Raw genomic sequence first — 20,599 nt, 5'->3', positions numbered from 1 at the left:
TACTAAGACAGTGAGCGTCTTAGACACATCAATTAAATATATATAAATGACCACTACAACCGAAATCAAAAAAACGTCTTTTCTTAGAAGCTTAACTGGCCAAATCTTGGTTGCAATGTTTCTAGGTGCCGTACTCGGAATCTTTCTTCATAAAAACATTTCGCCAGAAGGTGCCAAAGAATTTAGTGATAAAATACAAATTTTGGCGACGATTTTCATTCGTTTGGTACAAATGATTATTTCGCCTTTGGTTTTTACCACATTAGTAGTTGGAATTGCAAAACTAGGCGACGTAAAAGCCGTAGGACGAATTGGCGGAAGAGCTTTAGGTTGGTTTTTTACAGCATCTTTTATCTCCTTATTAATCGGTTTATTTTTTGTAAATGTCTTAGAACCTGGAGTTGGATTAAATCTTCCTCATGTGGATCTTGCTTCTGCAGCTGAAGTTACCGGTAAAACACAGTCCATATCATTTGCGAACTTTATCGAACATATCGTTCCGAAGAGTATTTTTGAAGCGATGGCAACTAATGAAATCTTGCAAATTGTTGTGTTTTCTATATTTTTTGGTTTAGCAGCAGCAGCATTAGGTGATACTGTAAAACCAGTGATAAATGCTTTAGACAAAACATCGCACATTGTATTGCGCATGGTAAATTATGTAATGAACTTCGCTCCAATTGGTGTTTTTGGTGCTATTGCGGGTGTATTTGCCGTTCGCGATTTTCAAGAACTTCTAGTAACCTATTTTAAGTTCTTCGGATCATTTTTATTGGGTATAGGTACACTTTGGGTATTCTTGATTATTGTTGGCTATCTATTTTTAAAATCACGAATGACGGTTCTTTTAAAAAGAATTACAAGTCCGTTAATTATCGCTTTTGGAACTACAAGTAGCGAGGCAGTTTTTCCAAAATTAACGGAAGAACTAGAAGCTTTTGGCGTAAAAGATAAAATTGTATCGTTTATGCTTCCGCTGGGCTATTCCTTTAATTTGGATGGAAGCATGATGTATATGACATTCGCCAGTATGTTTATAGCACAAGCTTATGGAATTCATCTCGATCTAGGAACGCAAATGGTAATGTTATTGGTATTGATGCTAACAAGTAAAGGAATTGCTGGTGTACCAAGAGCTAGTTTAGTTGTGGTTGCCGCAACCTGTGGTATGTTTGACATTCCTATTGAAGGAATTGCTTTGATCTTACCGATCGATCATTTTTGCGATATGTTTAGAAGTGCTACCAACGTTTTAGGAAATGCTTTAGCAACATCAGTAGTGGGTCAATGGGAAGGTGATCAAGAGCTCACAGAAGAATTAAGCTAATTAATAAGTTAATAAAAACACTGCAAAGCGCCTTTCTCAAATGGCGCTTTGTTATTTTAATAGCTATCTATAAAATTTTTAAAAACAATATATTGTTCAATAATAAATGTATATTTGGTTGAACAATAACATCTTTATGTCGCAAATTCGTTTTGTTTTATTTGTACTATTCGTACTTACTTTTTGTACTCCCAAAGGATTCGCGCAAGCAGACACGCTCAGTGTTTCAGAAATAAAAGTACTCACCGATACTGCAGTATCTTATTTTAATACGTCACAGTTTCAAAAATCATTACTTACTTCTAGATTAGCTTTAAATTATGCAATTGCATCAAAAGATAATTTACTAATTGCCAGATGTTATAATATTATCGCAGGAAATTGTCATGTTATTTCACAAATTAACAAGGCTGTTTTTTATTATGATAAAGCATTGTATCACGCCAATTTAACAGAAGACGATGTTATCAAAGGAAAGATAAATAACAATTTAGGAAATATTTATTTTTTTGACAGAAAAGAAACTGCCAAAGGAATTCTTCACTTTGAAAAGGCGATCGAATATAGTAACAAATCAAACGATTTACTTGGCGTTTTTTTGACGAAAGTAAATATTACTTGGGCATACTTTAAGATTGGAGAGTTCGAGAAAGGAAAAGAAACTCTAAATTACGTCAATAAACATAGTTCTGAATTACTTTCTCCCGCAACTTCGACAGCATTCTACATGATCAACGCGATTTATGCCGCACACCTAAATAAATCCTATGTAGCGCATAATTATTTCTTAAAAGCAATAAATGAAGGTAATAAATGGGACAAGCAATCTGACCTTTCTTATGCTTATTTAGCCTATTCACAATTTTTAGATCGTGTAGGCAAACCAGACGCAGCTTACGAAAACTTGTTAAAATACAACACCATCGTCGACCAATTAAATAACGTAGAAATTTTTAATAAAGCAGAACTCGAGGGTACAAATTTAGAATTAGATGAGTACAAACGTGAACTAATTAAAATTGAAAATGAAAAATTAACTCAAATTCAAAATCTACAAAAATCAAAATTAATAAATTTTCTATCCATCTCGCTTTCGCTGATTTTTTTACTGCTCATCGTAACTTTATTTAGAAACGTCAATTTCAAGAAAAAAGCAAACGCACAATTACTGCAGGCAAATGAAGAATTGCGCTTGGCTAAAGAACAAGCCGAAGAAGGTTCTAAGCTAAAAACTCAATTCATTTCGACTATTAGTCATGAGCTACGAACGCCGCTTTACGGAGTAGTTGGAATTACAAACATGCTGTTAGAAGAACACAAAGAACTTTCTAAAAGTCAACATCTTCGATCTTTAAAATTCTCGGCTCGATACCTGCTGCTGTTAGTAAATGATATTCTTCAGATTAATAAAATTGAAGAAAAAAAGGTAATTCTAGAACAAATGACTTTTAATATTTCTGACGAAGTCGATATGATCAAAAATTCACTTTCTTTTTTAACACAGAGCAATAACAATCAAATTCTAGTAAAAGTAGATCCTGCTATTCCCGAATATTTAATTGGAGATAAACTTCGGCTGTCTCAAATTTTGATGAATTTAATTAGCAATGCTTTAAAATTCACTAAAGACGGAAACATTTTTGTTCACATTAATTTAGTGAAAACGGAAGGCAAATCGCATTATCTTGAATTTAAGATCAAAGATACCGGAATGGGAATCGCAGATTTAGATCAAGATAAAATATTCGAAAAATTTGTTCAAGTTGGCCGAAAAGAAACCGATTACCAAGGAACTGGCTTAGGATTAACGATTGTAAAACACTTATTAAGCTTATTTGACAGCACCATAAGTTTAGAAAGTGTCGTGGACGAAGGTTCTACTTTTACTTTTACGATAGCTTTTGACCATGATCCAGAAATGACTACAAAAATTATCAATGAAATTGACGTCGACTTGACATCAAAAGAAATTTTGCGAATTTTGGTGGTCGAGGACAATTCAATTAATCAATTGGTCACAAAAAAAATTATCGAAAAAAACAATTATCTCTGTACTGTAGTTGAAGATGGATTTTCGGCAATAAAAATTTTAAAAACGGAGCAATTTGACATTATATTAATGGATATCAATATGCCAATATTAAATGGATTTGAGACCACGCAACGCATACGCAGCCTGGGAATTGAAACGCCAATTGTCGCTCTTACTGCTTTTGACAAAGAAGAAGTTACAGAAGACGCATTAGCTTGCGGCATGAATGACATCATTATCAAACCATTTGACCCTCTAAAATTATTTAAAATTATAAATTGCCTGGTTTATAAAAATAAAAGTGAATTGTAAGCAGTCTATACTAAAATAAACTGCCATGAATAAAAACTAATTCGTTTGAAAGATTTTCACCTATTTCAAAAATACGCACTAATTAACAACTATAATTTATTAGAACTCTCCGCAAAACGGAGGAGCTTAAAAATTAAATTTCTAATTTTTGTATCGTATCTAAAACGTAGGTATGCATAACAGCTCTATAATCTAAGTGCGTAACAATTCGTAAGCGCCCTTGTCCCATCGAACTTATCGATATGTTTTTTTGTTTTAATTTTTCTATTACTTCCTTTTCGTTACAGTATTTCTGAAGAGAAAATATTAAAATATTAGTTTCAACTGGTTCAACAGTGGCAACCCAACTTTTCGTTTGCAATACTGCTGCAATTTCTTGCGCTCTTTTATGATCAACCGCCAGTCGTTGCCAGTTATTATCAATAGCAAAAATTCCTGCAGCGGCCAAATATCCTACTTGTCTCATTCCGCCTCCTAATATTTTTCGAATTCTGAGTGCTTTGTGTATCGACGCTTTACTTCCTAGCAAAACTGAACCAATTGGTGCACCCAAACCTTTAGACAAGCAAACCGAAATGGTATCAAAAAGTTTTCCAAATTCTCTTGGATCTTGATTTTTGGCGATAAGGGCGTTCCAAATACGAGCACCATCCAAATGGTATTTTAAATTATTTGCAACACAAACTCTTTTGATGTTTTTTAAATCTTCAATTTCATAACACGCTCCGCCACCTTTATTCGTTGTGTTCTCAATACAAACCAAACTTGTCAACGGACTGTGGTAAAATTCTGGATCGTTAATCGCTCCTTGCACTTGCTCGGCGGTAATCATTCCGCGATTTCCATCAATTAGACAGCAAGAAACACCGCTGTTAAAAGAAACTCCACCACCTTCATAATGATAAACATGCGCATATTTATCTGCAATTAATTGCTCTCCTGGCTGTGTATGTAATTTTATTGCAACTTGATTGGCCATAGTTCCCGAAGGAAAAAAAAGACCAGCTTCCATACCAAATATTTTGGCAACTTTGGCTTCCAACTCAATTACAGTAGGATCTTGTTTGTACACATCATCTCCTACTTGTGCATTAAACATATATTGCAACATTTCTATACTTGGCTTGGTGATTGTATCGCTAACTAAATTTATTTCCATATTCTAAAAACTATATCTTATTTTTGCCTACAAAATTACGTATTCGGACTCGTTCTACCATAAAAATAAATAGTATTAACGAGAACCGTTGCATAATAACGAATGTATTTTAATTATCTTATTTAAACTAGTATTAATTTATGACAACAACCGAACAAATAAAAGGTATTGTGGAGCGTCTTGGTGCGTTGAGGAGGTATCTTTGACGTTGATGCTAAACTAATTGAAATTGCCAACGAGGAAGAAAAAACTTTTGCTCCCGATTTTTGGAACAATGCAAAAGAAGCGGAACTTATTGTAAAAAACCTTCGCAATAAGAAAAAATGGATTGAAGATTACGACAAAGCAATTGAGCTTACTGATGAACTGCAACTGGCATATGAATTTCATAAGGAAGGTGAAGTTTCTTCTGAAGAATTGGATGAACAATATTTTGCAGTTGAAACCCATATTGATAACATCGAATTCAAAAACATGCTTTCAGATGAAGGGGACAGCTTAAGTGCTGTTCTGCAGATAACTGCTGGTGCTGGTGGAACAGAAAGCTGCGATTGGGCGCAAATGTTGATGCGTATGTACATGATGTGGGGCGAAAAAAATGGCTATAAAATAAAAGAATTAAACTTTCAAGAAGGAGAAGTTGCTGGAATAAAAACGGTGACTTTAGAATTTGATGGTGATTATTCTTTTGGTTATTTAAAAGGCGAAAACGGAGTACATCGTTTAGTACGAATTTCTCCCTTTGATAGTAATGCCAAGCGCCATACTTCGTTCGTTTCTGTGTATGTGTATCCATTGGTTGATGACAGCATCGAAATTGACATTAATCCAGCTGATATTGAAATTACAACTTCAAGATCAAGCGGTGCTGGCGGACAAAACGTGAACAAAGTAGAAACGAAAGTGCAATTGGTACACAAACCAACTGGAATACAAATTCAGTGTTCAGAAACTCGCTCACAGCAAGACAACAGACAACGTGCTATGCAAATGCTACGTTCGCAATTGTACGAAATTGAGTTGAAAAAGCAGCAAGAGCAACGTGCTGATATTGAGGCTGGAAAAATGAAAATCGAATGGGGCTCGCAAATTCGAAACTATGTCATGCAACCATATAAATTAGTTAAAGATGTACGGACAGGATTCGAAACCAGCGACGTAGATGGAGTAATGAATGGTGATATCGACGGATTTTTAAAAGCGTTCCTGATGATGATGGGCCAAAGAGAAGAAGAATAGTCTAAGAAATAATCTGAAAAAGGGTTTGGTTTTTTAAATAAAATCAAGCCCTTTTTTAGTAAATATAATTTCACTAATACATCCTCGCCTAAAAATCGCTCTCTTTCTAGATAAATGAACTTTATAACAATCTACAAAAGAATGAGTTTTTGCTACAAATTGAATACATTATAAATACGAGAAAAAAGCGCAGTAAATTTTACTTTAAATAGTTGTACTCATAATGAGATTTTAGTAAAAATAAGTGATGATTTGATCTTAAAAATAGTAATATCAATCCAAAAATGATGTTTTACATTTAAAGCATCAAAAAAAGAAGTTGCCTGTAGGTGTATTAATGCAAAATAGTACGATATTTGCTAGACCAAACGCAATCGATATAGTAATGACTAAACACAACAAAACTTTAGGTGAATTTATCATCGAAAATCAACAAGCTTTCCAATATTCTTCGGGCGAATTGTCTCGAATTATAAACTCGATCAGACTGGCTGCAAAAGTGGTCAATTACAAAGTAAACAAAGCGGGTCTCGTTGATATCATTGGCGGCGCTGGCGCACAAAACATTCAAGGAGAAGACCAACAAAAACTAGATGTTTATGCCAACGAAGTTTTTATTCAAACACTTATCAATCGTGAAATTGTGTGTGGAATTGCTTCAGAAGAAAATGACGATTTTATTACTGTTGAAGGAAACGACAAAAGTCATAGCAACAAATATGTCGTTCTCATGGATCCTTTAGACGGATCTTCAAATATCGATGTAAATGTCTCAGTAGGAACTATTTTTTCTGTATACAGACGAATTACTCCAATTGGAACTCCAGTAACTTTAGAAGATTTTTTACAACCTGGCGTGAATCAAGTAGCAGCAGGTTATGTTATTTATGGAACGTCTACGATGCTGGTTTATACCACCGGTCACGGTGTAAATGGTTTTACACTGAATCCAGCAATAGGAACCTTTTATCTCTCGCATCCTAATATGACTTTTGCAGAAGATGGAAATATTTACTCTATCAACGAAGGTAATTATGTGCATTTTCCTCAGGGTGTAAAAAATTATCTAAAATATTGTCAAACCGAAGAAGGTGATCGTCCCTATACTTCTAGGTACATCGGAAGCTTAGTCTCTGATTTTCATAGAAATATGATAAAGGGTGGGATTTATATTTATCCCACAAGTAGCAAAGCTCCAAAAGGAAAATTACGTTTGTTATACGAAGGAAATCCAATGGCGTTTATTGCAGAACAAGCAGGCGGTAAAGCATCTGACGGAGAAAATAGAATATTAGAAATAGCTCCAACAGAATTACATCAAAGAATTCCGTTTTTCTGTGGAAGCAAGAATATGGTAGAAAAAGCCGAAGAATTTATGCTAGACTCTAAATAAAAAATAACTCTTCAAATAACACGAATTAAACTACACAAAAAAACTGGTTACCAATAATGGAACCAGTTTTTATATTTATAAAGAGAATTTCAATTCCTTTTATTAGTCTTTCAGTTGCTCGATAGCACTTTCTACAGCAACTAATTGTTTGCAAAAAATCATTTCTAATTCAGATGAAAGCGGCAATTCTCTTAAAGTTTGTCTATAAATACTAACGATTGATTGCTCTTGCTCAATACACGAATGTACTGCCGAAACTTCAGAGTTAGACAAGAAGTCTAATCGACTCGATTTTTCTGAAGTTCTCGCAACTGTATTTGCATTAAAACGACTTGCTTTTGTATATTTTTTAATCTGATTTTGAAGTTGAATGATAAATAAGATTCGCTCTTTTGCAAATGCAAAAAAAGTAGCGCTCTGCTTCTTATCCTTACTATTTTGAGAGGCTTTTACGTAAGACAAGCGGGCTTTTTTTAAATAGTCTACAAGTTCTATCATACGAATAGTTCTTAAAGCATATTGGTTTTCCAAACACGTAGCTTGAAGGTGTAATGTTGTGCTCATAGATATGTTATTTAGTTTACCGTAAAATTCGTCTACTAGACCATTTTTTTTATTACACAATTATGATATTACATTATAACATTTTCAGTATTCTATAAATCATGCGGGTTTAAGAGGATAAAAACCAATTGATTTACATAACTTTATAAATCAATGAAGTAAAAAATTATATTATGAAAAGAAATGCAACTGCCATTTGGCATGGAACTGGACAAGATGGAAGCGGAGAAATTACAACTGAAAGTAAGGTGTTAAACAAAACGCAGCTCTCTTACAAGAGTCGTTTTGAAGATGGAATAGGAACTAATCCTGAAGAATTAGTTGCCGCTGCTCACGCGGGCTGTTTTACCATGAAATTATCTTTTTTATTAGCTGAAGCTGGTTTTACAGCAGATACGTTGGAAACTAAAGGTTATATCACTTTTGAAGATGGTGCAGTAACCGAATCTCATTTGGTTCTAAATGCAACTATACCAAAAATAGCAAAAGATGAATTTGATAAATGTGTGAAGGACGCAGAGCTTAATTGCCCAATGAGTAAATTATTAGATACAAAAATTACAGTAGATGCAACTTTGCAATAGCAGTTCAAAAAAAAAACCGTCTCAATTGAATTTGAGACGGTTTACTTTTTTTTTACAATTTTACTAAGACGAGGCATTGTTTTAGTTCTGGTTTTTCAGTAGTAAAACTTAACAGCCACTCCTGTAATTGCTCCATTTCGTAAGGCAACAATGTTTTGATGGCTTTCTCTAATTCTTTGCAAAAAAGAGCGGGATCGAAACTTACTCTCTCAAGTATAGATTTCGTGTAATCATACATCATTTTCGACATAATAAATATAATTAGTGGGGTGTTTCTATGTTTTTAAATTCAAAGTAAAAATAACACATAATACCAATGCAAACTAAATTTTAACACTAATTTTTAATTATTAATTTACGAATACGTTTTCAAATTCGTAATACCGTAATAAACAACGCTCAGCCAAATCAATATGCTATTCTTTAATAGCCCGAAACATTTCTCTTTTTCCAGGCGGCCCTTCTAACTTTTCTACCCTAAAACCAACCTCAATCATACTTCTTTTTACCACACCGCGCGCAGCATACGTAACCAAAACACCATTCGGCTTTAAAGCATCGTACATTTTTTTAAAAATTTCCGTACTCCACAGTTCTGGTTGTATTTGATAACCAAAAGCATCGAAATAAATCAAGTCAAATTTTTCTATATCATCAATTTCATTAAAAAACTGCTGTCTTTTTGTTAATGAGAATTGATCAGAAATACGAAGCTTCTCATTCCAATTACTTTCATGCATTAGTTTAAAAGTAGATTTGTATTCATCAGCTTCTAAAACTTCGACATAATTTAAAGTTAAAGCTTCAGCTTCAGCAATAGGATATGCCTCTACTCCACTGTAATCTACGGTGAGGCCATTTTTTGTTGCTTCCAAAAAAGTAATAAACGCATTTAAACCTGTACCAAAACCTATTTCTAATATCGCGATCGGACTTTCTTTAAATAAAGTAAAACCATTTTTTATAAAGACGTGATTTGCTTCTTGAACGGCTCCAAATTTTGAATGGTAGCATTCATCCAACTCTGGTAAAAATATTGTGGATGAACCGTCTAAAGTTTGTATAATTTCTCTTTTCAAAATAAAATAATAGTATATTTAATTAAAACATCTTCAAAATTAATCAAATCAAATACGTTTGTCCTAAAAAAAACGATTATTTTCGAAAATATGATAGAAACTGAACTCCAATTCAATCCTTTTTTATAATATAAATAAATCACAACAAAGCCTATTAAATTATACCGTTTTGATAAGGAAGTACGTATTTTTTAATTAATTTTACAGCCATAAACAGTAACATTTTACTACTTTGTTTTCTTAAAAAAGAGATCTTTTTAAGGTAAACAACACAAAAACAATTTCTTATCATGAGTACAACTCTAACAAACAAAATCGAAATTACAAAAGCTACCACTACAAAAATAAATGAGGTAGATTTTGACAACTTAAGCTTTGGTGCTGTGTTTACAGACCATTTATTTGAATGTGATTTTAAAAATGGAGCTTGGCAAAAACCCGTCATTAAACCATATGCACCATTTTTGTTAGACCCGTCAGCAAAAGTGTTTCATTACGGACAAGCTATTTTTGAAGGAATGAAAGCATACAAAGACGAAGCAGATTCGATTTGGTTGTTTAGACCTGACGAAAATTTTAAACGTTTTAACACTTCTGCGGTACGAATGGCAATGCCAGAAATTCCCGAAGATGTTTTTATGGGCGGATTGAATGAATTGTTAAAAATTGATGCAAAATGGGTTCAAAAAGGAAACGGAAGCAGCATGTACATTCGTCCCTTTATGATCGCTACCGGACCAGGTGTGGTTGCAAACCCATCTGATGAATATAAATTCATGATTTTACTTTCACCTGCACAAGCGTATTATGCTGGCGAAGTAAAAGTAATTGTTGCTGAGCATTACAGTAGAGCTGCTAACGGTGGTATTGGTGCTGCAAAAGCGGCCGGCAATTATGCGGGACAATTCTATCCTACCAATTTAGCGAATAAAGAAGGCTTTCAACAAATCATCTGGACCGATGATGCTACACATACCAAGCTTGAAGAAGCAGGTACAATGAATGTGTTTTTTAGAATAAACGATACCTTATTAACAGCACCTGTAAGTGAAAGAATTTTAGACGGAATTACGCGTAAAAGTTTATTGGCCATGGCTGAAAAGGAAGGTTTAAAAACAGATGTTCGTTCGGTACTGGTATCTGAACTGGTAGAAGCTGCAAAAGACGGTTCTCTGAAAGAAATTTTTGGAGCTGGAACTGCTGCAGTTATTAGTCCGATAAAAGGATTCTCTTATAAAAATGAATATTACGAATTGCCTAAAAGTGAAGATTCGTACGCTGCTTTATTAAAGGAAAAATTAACTAGTCTTCAAAATAAATTATCCGAAGACACTTTTGGTTGGACTGTAAAAGTATAAACGAAGTTTCTACAAATAAAAAATGCGATTTACTTAATTGAAAATCGCATTTTTTTTATATCAATTTTGAAAAGTCTGGTTTAAAATAATTAGGTCCTTTCATCACTTTACCGTCTTCTCTGTAAATAGGCTCTCCATCTTCTCCTAATTTACTCATATTACTGCGCTGAATTTCATCAAAAACAGCTTCAATTTTATGTTGCAAACCATGCTCTATAATTGTACCGCACAAAATGTACATCATATCTCCGAGCGCATCAGCGATTTCGACCAAATCATTATTTTCAACCGCTTCCAGATATTCTTCGTTTTCTTCCTTCATTAAATCATATCGCAATCTGTTTTTTATAGTACCCAAATCAGCGGTTGGCGTTTCATTATACCCTATTTTAAAAGCCTTGTGAAACTGTTTTACTAACTGTAATTGTTTTTGCATAGTTTGTAAATTAAATGAAACGCAAATTAGCAACTATTCTTAAAGTATTTGCTAAATTTGTGACAAAAAAAATTTAACTATGTTTAGTCAAGGACAATTAATTTTTGCAATTTGTTTTTTTGTGGTATTTGTAATCATCATGATTATATCATATCGAAGAGATTTAAAAATGCACCGTTTTTTTTATAAAGGAAACTTGAAAGTCTTAGCTGGTTTTATACTTTTTATATTTATTCTTTTTTTGATCAAAATTTTCTTTAAAAGATAACGCTAAACTCACTTTCTCGACCAAAAAAAAGAGTAGTACCGTTTTACTATAAAACACTAAATTTATAACTTCACCCCATAATAATTAACCACTTCTAGTATGAAAATTTTAAAATATATTTTTCTTTTAGTGTTGCTAACTGCAATTACAGTGACCGTTTTTTTAGCTACACAAAAAGGTGATTTTACAATTGAAAGAAGTCGTGTTATTAAAGCTCCAAAAGTGGCATTATTTAATTATATCAACGAATATAAAAATTGGGAAGAATTTAGTTCCTGGATTGTTGACAATGCCGAAACAAAATTGCAATTAGCAGAAATAACAGCAGGACCTAATGCGTCATTTTCATGGATAAATAATGAAACCGAAGGCGACATGAAAACTTTAGGAATTACCGCTACTGATGAAATTCGCCAAAAAATTAATTACGATGGTAGTTTAATCGATAGTAAAATGATTTTTAAAGATACTATTGGTGGAACAAAAGTAACTTGGCAAACCAAAGGAAAAATGAGCTTCTATCTAAAAATATACACTGCTTTAAATGGTGGAGCTGACAAGATTATTGGAACTATTTACGAAAAAACATTGCTGAACTTAGATAAAATTCTAGTTTTTGAAACTACTACTTTTACTATAAAAGTCAATGGAGTCGTTAAAAAAGCGGAAACTTTTTACATCAAGCAAAGTTTTACTAGTGAAATTGGAAAAATTACTAAAAATGCAAGAGTGGTTATACCTAAACTTACTGAGTTTTGCGAGGCTAATGGACTTGCAATGAACGGTAAGCCATTTGTAATTTATCACACCTATGATATTGTAAATGGATTAGCACGAATTTCTATTTGCGTACCTATTAATAAAGAAATCTTTACTAGTTCTGGGAGTGATATTTTAACTGGAAAATTAGAACCTTTTGATGCGGTAAAAACTACAATTACTGGTGATCTTTCTCATAAAGATGAAGCGATAAAAAAAACAGAACAATATATAGCTGCTGAAAAATTAAATGCAGAGACTTCATGGTCCCATATCGAAGTTTTTGTGACTACAAAACAAGATGCTAAAAGCCCTTCTAAATGGGTAACTGAATTGTATTATCCTTTAAAGGAGAAAATAATTCCTGTTGCTAAACCTGTTTATCGTCCGCAAGCTGTTGAAACTCCACAACCAAAAGCGACACAACCAGAACAGGATTCATCTGAGTTTTAATCTTTATTTAATATTATAGTACTTAAACCTTTTCTATAAATTCTATTCTAAACATTAGAACGCTTTATTTTGATAGACGAAAAAGAATTTATAAAACAGCTGCTGCATCCTAAAACGCAAAATAAAGCGTTTGAAGTGCTCTTGTCCGAATATCAAAAACCATTATACCATCACATTCGAAATATTGTTTTGAACCATGATGACGCTGATGATGTTTTACAAAATACTTTTGTTAAAGTTTTTCAGTATCTAAAAAACTTTAAAGGAGAGAGCAAATTATTTTCATGGATGTATCGCATTGCAACCAATGAGGCGCTTACATTTTTAACTCAAAAGGCAAAACTTAGTGGTATTACCTCCGAAGAATTACAGTCTAAAACTATAAATAACTTGCAAGCAGACAGTTATTTTGATGGCGATGAGATACAATTAAAATTACAAAAAGCCATTGCTACCTTACCCGAAAAACAACAGTTAGTCTTTAAAATGAAATATTTTGAAGATCTAAAATACGACGATATATCAGAGATTCTAGGCACATCTGTCGGAGCTTTAAAAGCATCATACCATCATGCTGTAAAAAAAGTAGAAACTTTTATAACCTCAAATTAAACCTTTTACAACAAATTTAGTCTTATAGATATGAGTGATTTTAAATTAGATAGTAGCCCGAAGATTAAGTCAGGTTTTAGAACTCCTGAATCTTATTTTGATACATTTTCTTTAAAGGTAATACAGCAATTACCTGCAAAAGAGCAGGCAGTATTTATATTACCTAGAAGAAAAAAACTGCTGTGGTTTGCTGCAGCTGCTGCAATATGTATCGGTTTGATGGTGCCTGTTGCCAATTACTTTAATAATCCTGTAAAGCAACTGGACGAAGCCACTTTAGAATCTTACTTGTCTTATCAAACAAATTTGAATCAATTTGATTTAATTAATGAATTAGATTCCAGCGATGTCAATCATCTAAATACGAATTTATCTTTTGAAGACAAAAGCGTCGAAGATTTCTTAGCTGCAAATCCGAATATTGAAAATTATATCATTGAGTAATACCACAAAAAAATAAATGATGAAAATAAAAAACATATTACCTCTATTACTATTTCTATTTAGCTATTCGTTTTACGCGCAAAGCGAAGCAATGGAGTCTAAAAAAGAAAAAATTAAAGCGTATAAAATGTCATTCTTAACGACCGAATTAGACTTAAGCGCTACGCAAGCGGAGAAATTTTGGCCTTTGTATACTGCTTTTGATAATAAGCAGTTTGAATTGCGCCATCAGAAAATGAAGGTATGCACGAATAAGTTGAAAGACCAAAACATCAGTTCTATTTCTGAAAAAGAAGCTGTCGAAATTTTGAATCAGTTTGAAAGTACAGATGATCAATTGTATGCTTTGCGAAAAAAATACATGGCCAATCTTAAAAAAATTCTTCCTGCAAAAAAAATAGTGTTACTAAAAAAATCAGAAGATGAGTTCAATCGTAAGCTTTTGCATCAGTACAGAGACAAAGCCAGCAAAAATTAAGAGTAGCATCTCAAATAGATTAAAAAAGCCTATCCAACGTAAATTTTAGATAGGCTTTTTTTACTTTAATCTTTAATAGTTAATCGAATCATTTTGTTAGAACCTGCTGCTATTGCCGTGGTTTCATTTACAAATCGAATTGTAAGCAATTTAGAATCACTTGAAATTTGTTTCCAAGATTTTGCTGAATCTGTCGAATAAAAAATCCCAGTTGCGCCAACCATTAGTAATTTCTTACCTTTACTATTGGGAACATATTGCACACACGAAGCATATCCAAAACCTTGATTTTCGCCAATTAGCTTCCAATTTTTACCACCATCACTTGTTATCGCTTTGTTTCCAAAATTCTGTTGCGGTAATTCATAATCTCCACCAGCAATAAAACCATTTTTTTCATCATAAAAGTCGGCAGTAAAGATTCCTGTCATTGTTTTTCCTTGCAGGATTGGTGTTTCAGAAGCTGTCCACGTTTTCGCCTTATCATCCGAATAAAAAACTCTTGCATTTTTTCCTCCAGAAACCAACCATGTTTTATTGTTTTTTATTACGATGTTGGTGTTGCTAGCGGCAAATGCAGCTTCTCCTTCCACTAGTTTAGGAAGATCTTCCGAAGGTAATTTTGTCCAAGTATTTCCTCCATCGCCAGTTCTTAATATAGAAAAAGTACCATCAATAGGATCCCCAATCGCTATTGCGTCGGTATCATTCCAAAATTGCATGCTATCGTAAAATACCTTCTCCTGCTTTTCTGTATAAACCAATCTATAGGAAAGATCGTTTTTTGAAATTTTATACAATAGCGCTGGATTTGCAATACTTAAAACAAAAACGGACTGCTTGTTTTGAGCTAAACTTCTAAACTCAATTTTCAGCGAATCTTCCGTAATAATTTTTTCTACTTTTTTTCTGCTCTTCAAATCAAAGTAACCAAACCGATTTCCATCAGCACTATACCATATTATATTTTCATCAATTGCAATGGCACGAATGCTAATTTTATCCTGAAAAAGAGTGTCAATTAGTACTGAAACAAAATTATTATTTACCGATTTCAATTGTGTTGATTTACAAGAAAGTAAGACCAATAACACCCCCAAAAATAATATTGCTTTTTTCATAAAATGAAGATTTAAAAAAGCTAATTTACTGTTTTAAGAAAAGAATAGGAACCGATCACTTCTTTTTATGGCACAGTAATTGGATATTCTGTAATAGAAAAACTTAATAATTAAAGCCATGAAAAATAAACTACTTTTATTTAGCCTACTATTCTCAGTAATATCAGGCGCTTACGCTCAAGCTGGAGCACGAGTTTATGCAAAAAATTCAGACATAAGTGATAATCTTGATTTAAGAGCCGTTGCTTCGATATTTGGAGAATCATCCAATTTACAAGATTTTGAAAGACGTTTGAACGAACCAAAATATCAAATCTCTAATTTAGATTTAAATGGTGATAATCAAGTTGATTATTTACGTGTCATAGAATCCGTAGAAAACAGAACGCACGTTGTCATCATACAATCGGTTTTAGACAGAGATGTTTACCAAGATGTTGCTACAATTGATATTGAGCGAAATAGTTACAATAATGTTAATATTCAAGTAGTTGGTAATGATTATTTGTATGGCCCTAATTACATTTACGAACCCGTTTATGTGACAACTCCGGTAATTTATACTTCCTTTTGGGTAACCAATTACCGTCCGTATTATTCGACTTGGAGATGGAATTATTATCCAAACTATTACGTTGCATGGAGTCCTTATCCGATTTATCGCTATAGAAGTAATATCAATATTAATATCAATATACACAATAATTATAACTATGTTACCACAAGAAGAAGTAGTTCTGCTGTTGTTTTATACAACTCACGACGTTCTAATGGTTACGAAAGATCACATCCTAACAACGGATTTACGCAAAGACATTCTAATGTAAATAATCGTTACGAATTAGATCAAAGAAGAGTCGCTAGTGCTCAAACTCGAAGAAGCAGCAACTCTACTGGATCTTATTCGGGCTCGGAAACCAGAAGAAATAGTAGTTCTACCGGATCTTACTCTGGTTCTGAGACCAGAAGAAATAGTAGTATTAACGGATCGAATTCTGGTTCTGAAACGAGAAGAAATACTAACGGATCGTATGCTGGTTCGGAAAACAGACGAAATGGTAGTTCTAACGGAATCAATTCTGGATCTGAAACGAGAAGAAGTGCGGTCGAAAGCAGAACTCAGTCGCATAGAAATACTAATGACGCAACAGCGAGCACTCGCAGAAATAATCAAAGTAGTAGTTCTAATTCCAATAATACATACAGTACAAACCGAGGAGCGACAACGCAAAGAAGTTCAAATGAAATCGCTGCTCCTGCTCGAACTCAAAATGCAAGAACGTACAGCCAGAACAGCGGTTCAGAAAGTTCTAGAAGTACCACGTCAAGATCATCGGAACCTCAGAGTAACAATTCTTCTAGAAGAAGCTCGAGTCCTTCGGTAAATTCGAGTAGATCAAGTCAAGCTCCTAGTGCAAGAACAGAAACACAACGTTCTTCTAGCTCTCGCTCTAATTCAAACGCTTCACCAAGTGAAGGAAGATCTTCATCAAGCGGTAATTACGGGAATCGCAGAACGTAAAAAGTATAGCTAATAACATCTTAAAAAAGCACGATTTTCGAACCGTGCTTTTTTTTATGTTTTTAAGTTTAATCTGTAAAATTTACATTAAAAGCAGTAGCTTTGCACCGTAATTTATAATGTTATACATGAGCACAGCACATAAAAACTTACACAGTAAGTTAACTGTAGGAGGTTTGTTAATTTCACTTGGAATTATTTACGGAGATATTGGTACTTCACCACTTTACGTAATGAAAGCCATATTAGGAGATCACATTATAGATGCAAATATTGTTTTAGGAGGTGTTTCTTGTGTGTTTTGGACCTTAACTTTACAGACCACTGTTAAATATGTTTTGATCACGCTAGGCGCTGATAATCATGGTGAAGGTGGGATTTTTGCCTTGTACGCTTTGGTAAAAAAAATGAAAATAAAATGGCTCATTGTCCCCGCAATTATTGGGGGTAGTGCATTGTTAGCCGACGGAATTATAACACCGCCCATCTCTGTATCTTCAGCGATTGAAGGAATTAAAACATATTACCCACAATTAAACACAGTTCCGATTGTTATTGCAATTTTGATTGTATTATTTAGCATTCAACAATTTGGTTCAAAACTTGTCGGAAAGTTTTTTGCTCCAATGATGTTAGTATGGTTTAGCATGCTTGGTACATTAGGTGTACTTCAATTGATTAAACATCCGGAGGTTTTTAAAGCAATAAATCCATACTACGGTTATAAATTACTCTCTATTCATCCCGATGGTTTTTTTGTATTAGGTTTTGTATTTTTATGTACCACAGGAGCAGAAGCATTATATTCGGACATGGGGCATTGTGGTCGAAAAAATATACGTATCAGTTGGATTTTTGTAAAGTCGGCTTTAGTATTAAACTATTTTGGTCAAGCTGCTTATCTAATTCACCACGAAGGCAAAACATTGAAGGATTTAGGAGGAAATGGAAATCCGTTTTATTTGATCATGGCAGATTGGTTTCAACCATTCGGAATCGTAATTGCGACTTTAGCAGCAGTAATTGCCTCACAAGCTTTAATTAGTGGCTCGTTTACGTTAATAAACGAAGCCATGCGCTTGAATTTCTGGCCAAAAGTTCGCATTAAATATCCTACTGAACTCAAAGGACAATTGTATATTCCTTCCATCAACTGGTTGTTGCTTATTGGTTGTATCGGAATTGTATTGCATTTTGAAGAATCAGGAAACATGGAGCACGCTTACGGTTTAGCGATCGTGCTATGTATGATTATGACCACGATTTTACTTAATTTTTATTTAATCATGAAAAGAGTAAAATGGTATTTAATAGTTCCTTTAATTACAATTTATCTCGCAATTGAATTGAGCTTTTTATATGCAAATATTACCAAATTTAGCGAAGGTGGTTATGTTACCTTGATCATTGCGGCCATTTTAATATCAATAATGACCATCTGGTTTTTAGCTAAGAATATCAATAAAACATATACCAAAATCATTAAGATAGAGGATTACAAACAAGTAATCATTGAGTTGAGCGCTGATTTATCCATTCCTAAGTACGCTACGCATTTGGTTTATTTAACCAACGCCAATCGTGTTGATGAATTGGAAGAAAAAGTGATATATTCCATTTTACAAAAACGTCCAAAAAGAGCTGATATTTATTGGTTCGTGCACGTAAATATTTTGTCAGAGCCTTACAAAAAACAATATAAGGTTACCGAAATTGCTAAGGATGATATTTACAGAGTCGACTTTAATTTAGGTTTTAGAGAACCAACTAAAATCAATTTGATGTTTAGAGAGGTAATTAAGGACATGGTTAAAAATGGAGAAGTTGACATTCGCAGTCGTTACGAATCATTAAATAAAAATAATATTATTGGTGATTTCAAATTTGTTCTTTCTGAGAAATTCTTATCAAATGACAACGAGTTAAAATGGCACGAAAAGATGATTATGAACTCCTACTTCTTCCTTAAAAAAATAAGTTTATCCGAAGAAAGTGCTTTTGGTTTAGACAGTAGTTCGGTAAAGGTGGAGAAATTTCCAATGGTGCTTCACAGACCAGAAAATATTGATCTAACTCGAATTAAAAACAATTAAAACAGTACCAACGCTCTTGAAAAAAGAGCGTTTTTTTTTACATAATTAAAAGGTGGCTTTACATTGAAATTTAAAATTTAAGTTTCACTCAATAAATAGTACCTTTGCACCTCAATTTATTAAAATGAGATTACACAGAAATTTAGTTTATACTACCATTGACGCTTTAAATGCCATTTTCAACGAAAAAGAATATGCCGATAAAGTGGTAGCCCGATCATTAAAGAAAGACAAACGTTGGGGAAGTTCTGACCGAAAATTTGTTGCCGAAACCATTTACGAAGTAGTTCGTTGGAAACGTTTATATGCAGAAATTGCTGAAGTAAAAGAACCATTTGATCGAGATAATCTTTGGAGAATGTTTGCTGTTTGGGCAGTTTTAAGAGGATATCCTATTCCGGATTGGAAACAATTGGAAGGGACACCCGTTAGAAAAATAAAAGGCCGTTTTGATGAATTATCAAAAATTAGAGCATTAAAAGAATCTATTCCAGATTGGATGGATGAATTGGGTGTAAAAGAGTTGGGTGAAAAAATTTGGGCTACTGAAATTGCAGCTCAAAATCAACCTGCAAAAGTTATTCTTCGTGTTAATACATTGAAGACGACTAAAGAAAAACTACATGCCATTTTAATGGATTTGAATATTGAAACTGAGTTTTTACAAAATCAACCTGACGCATTGGTTCTAAAAGAAAGAGCGAATGTGTTTTTGACGGATGCTTTTAAGCAAGGATTCTTTGAAGTTCAAGATGCAAATTCGCAATTAGTAGCCGCATTTCTAGATGTAAAACCAGGTATGCGTGTAGTAGATACTTGCGCAGGTGCTGGAGGAAAAACATTGCATATTGCTTCTTTAATGGAAAATAAAGGACAATTAATTGCAATGGATTTGTATGAAAGCAAATTGAAACAATTGAAAATCAGAGCTAAAAGAAACGGCGCTTTTAATATCGAATACCGCATTATTGATACTACAAAAATCATCAAAAAACTGCATGAAAAAGCAGATCGTGTCTTAATTGATGCGCCTTGTAGTGGTTTGGGAGTTTTAAAAAGAAACCCAGATGCAAAGTGGAAACTACAACCTGAATTTATTGATAATATTCGTAAAGTACAATCGGAAGTTTTAGAGAGTTATTCTAAAATTGTAAAACCAGGTGGAAAATTAGTTTATGCTACTTGCTCGATCTTACCTTCAGAAAATCAAGAACAAATTCAGAAGTTTTTAAAGACTGAAATCGGAAAAGAATTTGATTTTGTAAAAGATCAAAAAATTCTAGCGTCAGAATCTGGTTTTGATGGCTTTTATATGGCTTTACTAGAGCGCAAAGACAAAGCAGAATAAATTTTAGCATAAAAAACA

At 33.4% G+C, this 20,599-nt stretch carries 20 protein-coding genes; 14 read left to right on the top strand and 6 right to left on the bottom strand.

From position 1 onward, the window contains the following. The first annotated feature begins 46 nt into the window (after window positions 1-46). Together ACRASX_RS10875 and ACRASX_RS10870 are read left to right on the top strand one after the other, a co-directional pair. Complete coding sequence (locus tag ACRASX_RS10875) at window positions 47-1,327, top strand: dicarboxylate/amino acid:cation symporter (protein WP_066308382.1); 1,281 nt, start codon at window positions 47-49, stop codon at window positions 1,325-1,327. 118 nt (window positions 1,328-1,445) lie between these two features. Beyond that, window positions 1,446-3,671 carry a response regulator gene (locus ACRASX_RS10870; RefSeq protein ID WP_432221232.1) on the top strand — a complete coding sequence of 742 codons (2,226 nt, stop codon included), beginning with the start codon at window positions 1,446-1,448 and terminating at the stop codon, window positions 3,669-3,671. Between the two features lie 133 nt (window positions 3,672-3,804). On the opposite strand, the gene ACRASX_RS10865 is transcribed toward ACRASX_RS10870, so the two are convergent. Continuing rightward, window positions 3,805-4,830, bottom strand: coding sequence for a threonine aldolase family protein (locus ACRASX_RS10865; RefSeq protein ID WP_432221231.1), 1,026 nt, complete (start codon window positions 4,828-4,830; stop codon window positions 3,805-3,807). 140 nt (window positions 4,831-4,970) lie between these two features. On the opposite strand from ACRASX_RS10865, the gene prfB reads away from it, so the two are divergent. Then, window positions 4,971-6,069 (top strand): peptide chain release factor 2 gene (gene prfB, locus ACRASX_RS10860; RefSeq protein WP_432221230.1). Its coding sequence is split into 2 segments (ribosomal slippage): window positions 4,971-5,033 and window positions 5,035-6,069, totalling 1,098 coding nucleotides; the frame shifts between segments, so codons are not numbered across the junction. Between the two features lie 385 nt (window positions 6,070-6,454). After that, on the top strand, window positions 6,455-7,462 hold the full coding sequence (gene fbp / locus ACRASX_RS10855; protein WP_432221229.1) for a class 1 fructose-bisphosphatase: 1,008 nt from the start codon (window positions 6,455-6,457) through the stop codon (window positions 7,460-7,462). Between the two features lie 102 nt (window positions 7,463-7,564). Here fbp and ACRASX_RS10850 read toward each other — a convergent pair whose 3' ends face one another. Next, window positions 7,565-8,026, bottom strand: a complete 462-nt coding sequence (locus tag ACRASX_RS10850; RefSeq protein ID WP_432221228.1) for a hypothetical protein — start codon at window positions 8,024-8,026, stop codon at window positions 7,565-7,567. Window positions 8,027-8,199: 173 nt separating this feature from the next. Here ACRASX_RS10850 and ACRASX_RS10845 point away from each other — a divergent pair, with 173 nt between their 5' ends. After that, a complete protein-coding gene (locus tag ACRASX_RS10845) occupies window positions 8,200-8,610 on the top strand; it encodes an OsmC family peroxiredoxin (RefSeq protein ID WP_066308392.1) in 411 nt (136 codons plus the stop codon). Between the two features lie 52 nt (window positions 8,611-8,662). Here the strand turns inward: ACRASX_RS10845 and ACRASX_RS10840 are convergent, their stop codons facing one another. After that, window positions 8,663-8,860 (bottom strand): hypothetical protein, encoded by a 198-nt coding sequence (locus ACRASX_RS10840; protein ID WP_066308394.1) that lies wholly within the window; start codon window positions 8,858-8,860, stop codon window positions 8,663-8,665. 166 nt (window positions 8,861-9,026) lie between these two features. Further along, the gene (mnmD, locus tag ACRASX_RS10835; RefSeq protein WP_432221227.1) at window positions 9,027-9,689 is read right to left on the bottom strand and encodes a tRNA (5-methylaminomethyl-2-thiouridine)(34)-methyltransferase MnmD; all 663 of its coding nucleotides are present in this window, start codon (window positions 9,687-9,689) and stop codon (window positions 9,027-9,029) included. A gap of 290 nt (window positions 9,690-9,979) precedes the next feature. On the opposite strand from mnmD, the gene ACRASX_RS10830 reads away from it, so the two are divergent. Continuing rightward, window positions 9,980-11,047, top strand: coding sequence for a branched-chain amino acid aminotransferase (locus tag ACRASX_RS10830; RefSeq protein WP_432221226.1), 1,068 nt, complete (start codon window positions 9,980-9,982; stop codon window positions 11,045-11,047). A gap of 55 nt (window positions 11,048-11,102) precedes the next feature. On the opposite strand, the gene ACRASX_RS10825 is transcribed toward ACRASX_RS10830, so the two are convergent. Then, complete coding sequence (locus ACRASX_RS10825) at window positions 11,103-11,483, bottom strand: hypothetical protein (protein ID WP_432221225.1); 381 nt, start codon at window positions 11,481-11,483, stop codon at window positions 11,103-11,105. 79 nt (window positions 11,484-11,562) lie between these two features. Between ACRASX_RS10825 and ACRASX_RS10820 the strand changes: the two genes are divergently transcribed. From ACRASX_RS10820 to ACRASX_RS10800, 5 genes are all read left to right on the top strand, one after another. Then, a complete protein-coding gene (locus ACRASX_RS10820; protein WP_066308405.1) occupies window positions 11,563-11,751 on the top strand; it encodes a hypothetical protein in 189 nt (62 codons plus the stop codon). 99 nt (window positions 11,752-11,850) lie between these two features. Continuing rightward, window positions 11,851-12,963 (top strand): SRPBCC family protein, encoded by a 1,113-nt coding sequence (locus ACRASX_RS10815; RefSeq protein WP_432221224.1) that lies wholly within the window; start codon window positions 11,851-11,853, stop codon window positions 12,961-12,963. 69 nt (window positions 12,964-13,032) lie between these two features. After that, window positions 13,033-13,575, top strand: coding sequence for an RNA polymerase sigma factor (locus ACRASX_RS10810; protein ID WP_432221223.1), 543 nt, complete (start codon window positions 13,033-13,035; stop codon window positions 13,573-13,575). Between the two features lie 30 nt (window positions 13,576-13,605). Continuing rightward, window positions 13,606-14,019 (top strand): hypothetical protein, encoded by a 414-nt coding sequence (locus tag ACRASX_RS10805; protein WP_432221222.1) that lies wholly within the window; start codon window positions 13,606-13,608, stop codon window positions 14,017-14,019. A 16-nt stretch (window positions 14,020-14,035) separates the two neighbouring features. Further along, window positions 14,036-14,497, top strand: a complete 462-nt coding sequence (locus ACRASX_RS10800; RefSeq protein ID WP_432221221.1) for a sensor of ECF-type sigma factor — start codon at window positions 14,036-14,038, stop codon at window positions 14,495-14,497. 65 nt (window positions 14,498-14,562) lie between these two features. On the opposite strand, the gene ACRASX_RS10795 is transcribed toward ACRASX_RS10800, so the two are convergent. Then, a complete protein-coding gene (locus ACRASX_RS10795; protein WP_432221220.1) occupies window positions 14,563-15,618 on the bottom strand; it encodes an oxidoreductase in 1,056 nt (351 codons plus the stop codon). A gap of 118 nt (window positions 15,619-15,736) precedes the next feature. On the opposite strand from ACRASX_RS10795, the gene ACRASX_RS10790 reads away from it, so the two are divergent. The 3 genes from ACRASX_RS10790 (at window position 15,737) to ACRASX_RS10780 (ending at window position 20,581) form a co-directional block, all read left to right on the top strand. Beyond that, window positions 15,737-17,140, top strand: coding sequence for a hypothetical protein (locus tag ACRASX_RS10790; protein WP_432221219.1), 1,404 nt, complete (start codon window positions 15,737-15,739; stop codon window positions 17,138-17,140). Window positions 17,141-17,268: 128 nt separating this feature from the next. After that, on the top strand, window positions 17,269-19,233 hold the full coding sequence (locus ACRASX_RS10785; RefSeq protein ID WP_066308426.1) for a KUP/HAK/KT family potassium transporter: 1,965 nt from the start codon (window positions 17,269-17,271) through the stop codon (window positions 19,231-19,233). A gap of 124 nt (window positions 19,234-19,357) precedes the next feature. After that, a complete protein-coding gene (locus ACRASX_RS10780; RefSeq protein ID WP_066308428.1) occupies window positions 19,358-20,581 on the top strand; it encodes an RsmB/NOP family class I SAM-dependent RNA methyltransferase in 1,224 nt (407 codons plus the stop codon). Window positions 20,582-20,599 lie beyond the last annotated feature (18 nt).

Origin of the sequence: Flavobacterium sp. TMP13 (assembly GCF_050847115.1) — a bacterium.
Classification (GTDB): Bacteria; Bacteroidota; Bacteroidia; order Flavobacteriales; family Flavobacteriaceae; genus Flavobacterium.
The sequence above is the reverse complement of the archived record's forward strand: the minus strand, read 5'-3'. Positions and strand labels throughout refer to the sequence as shown.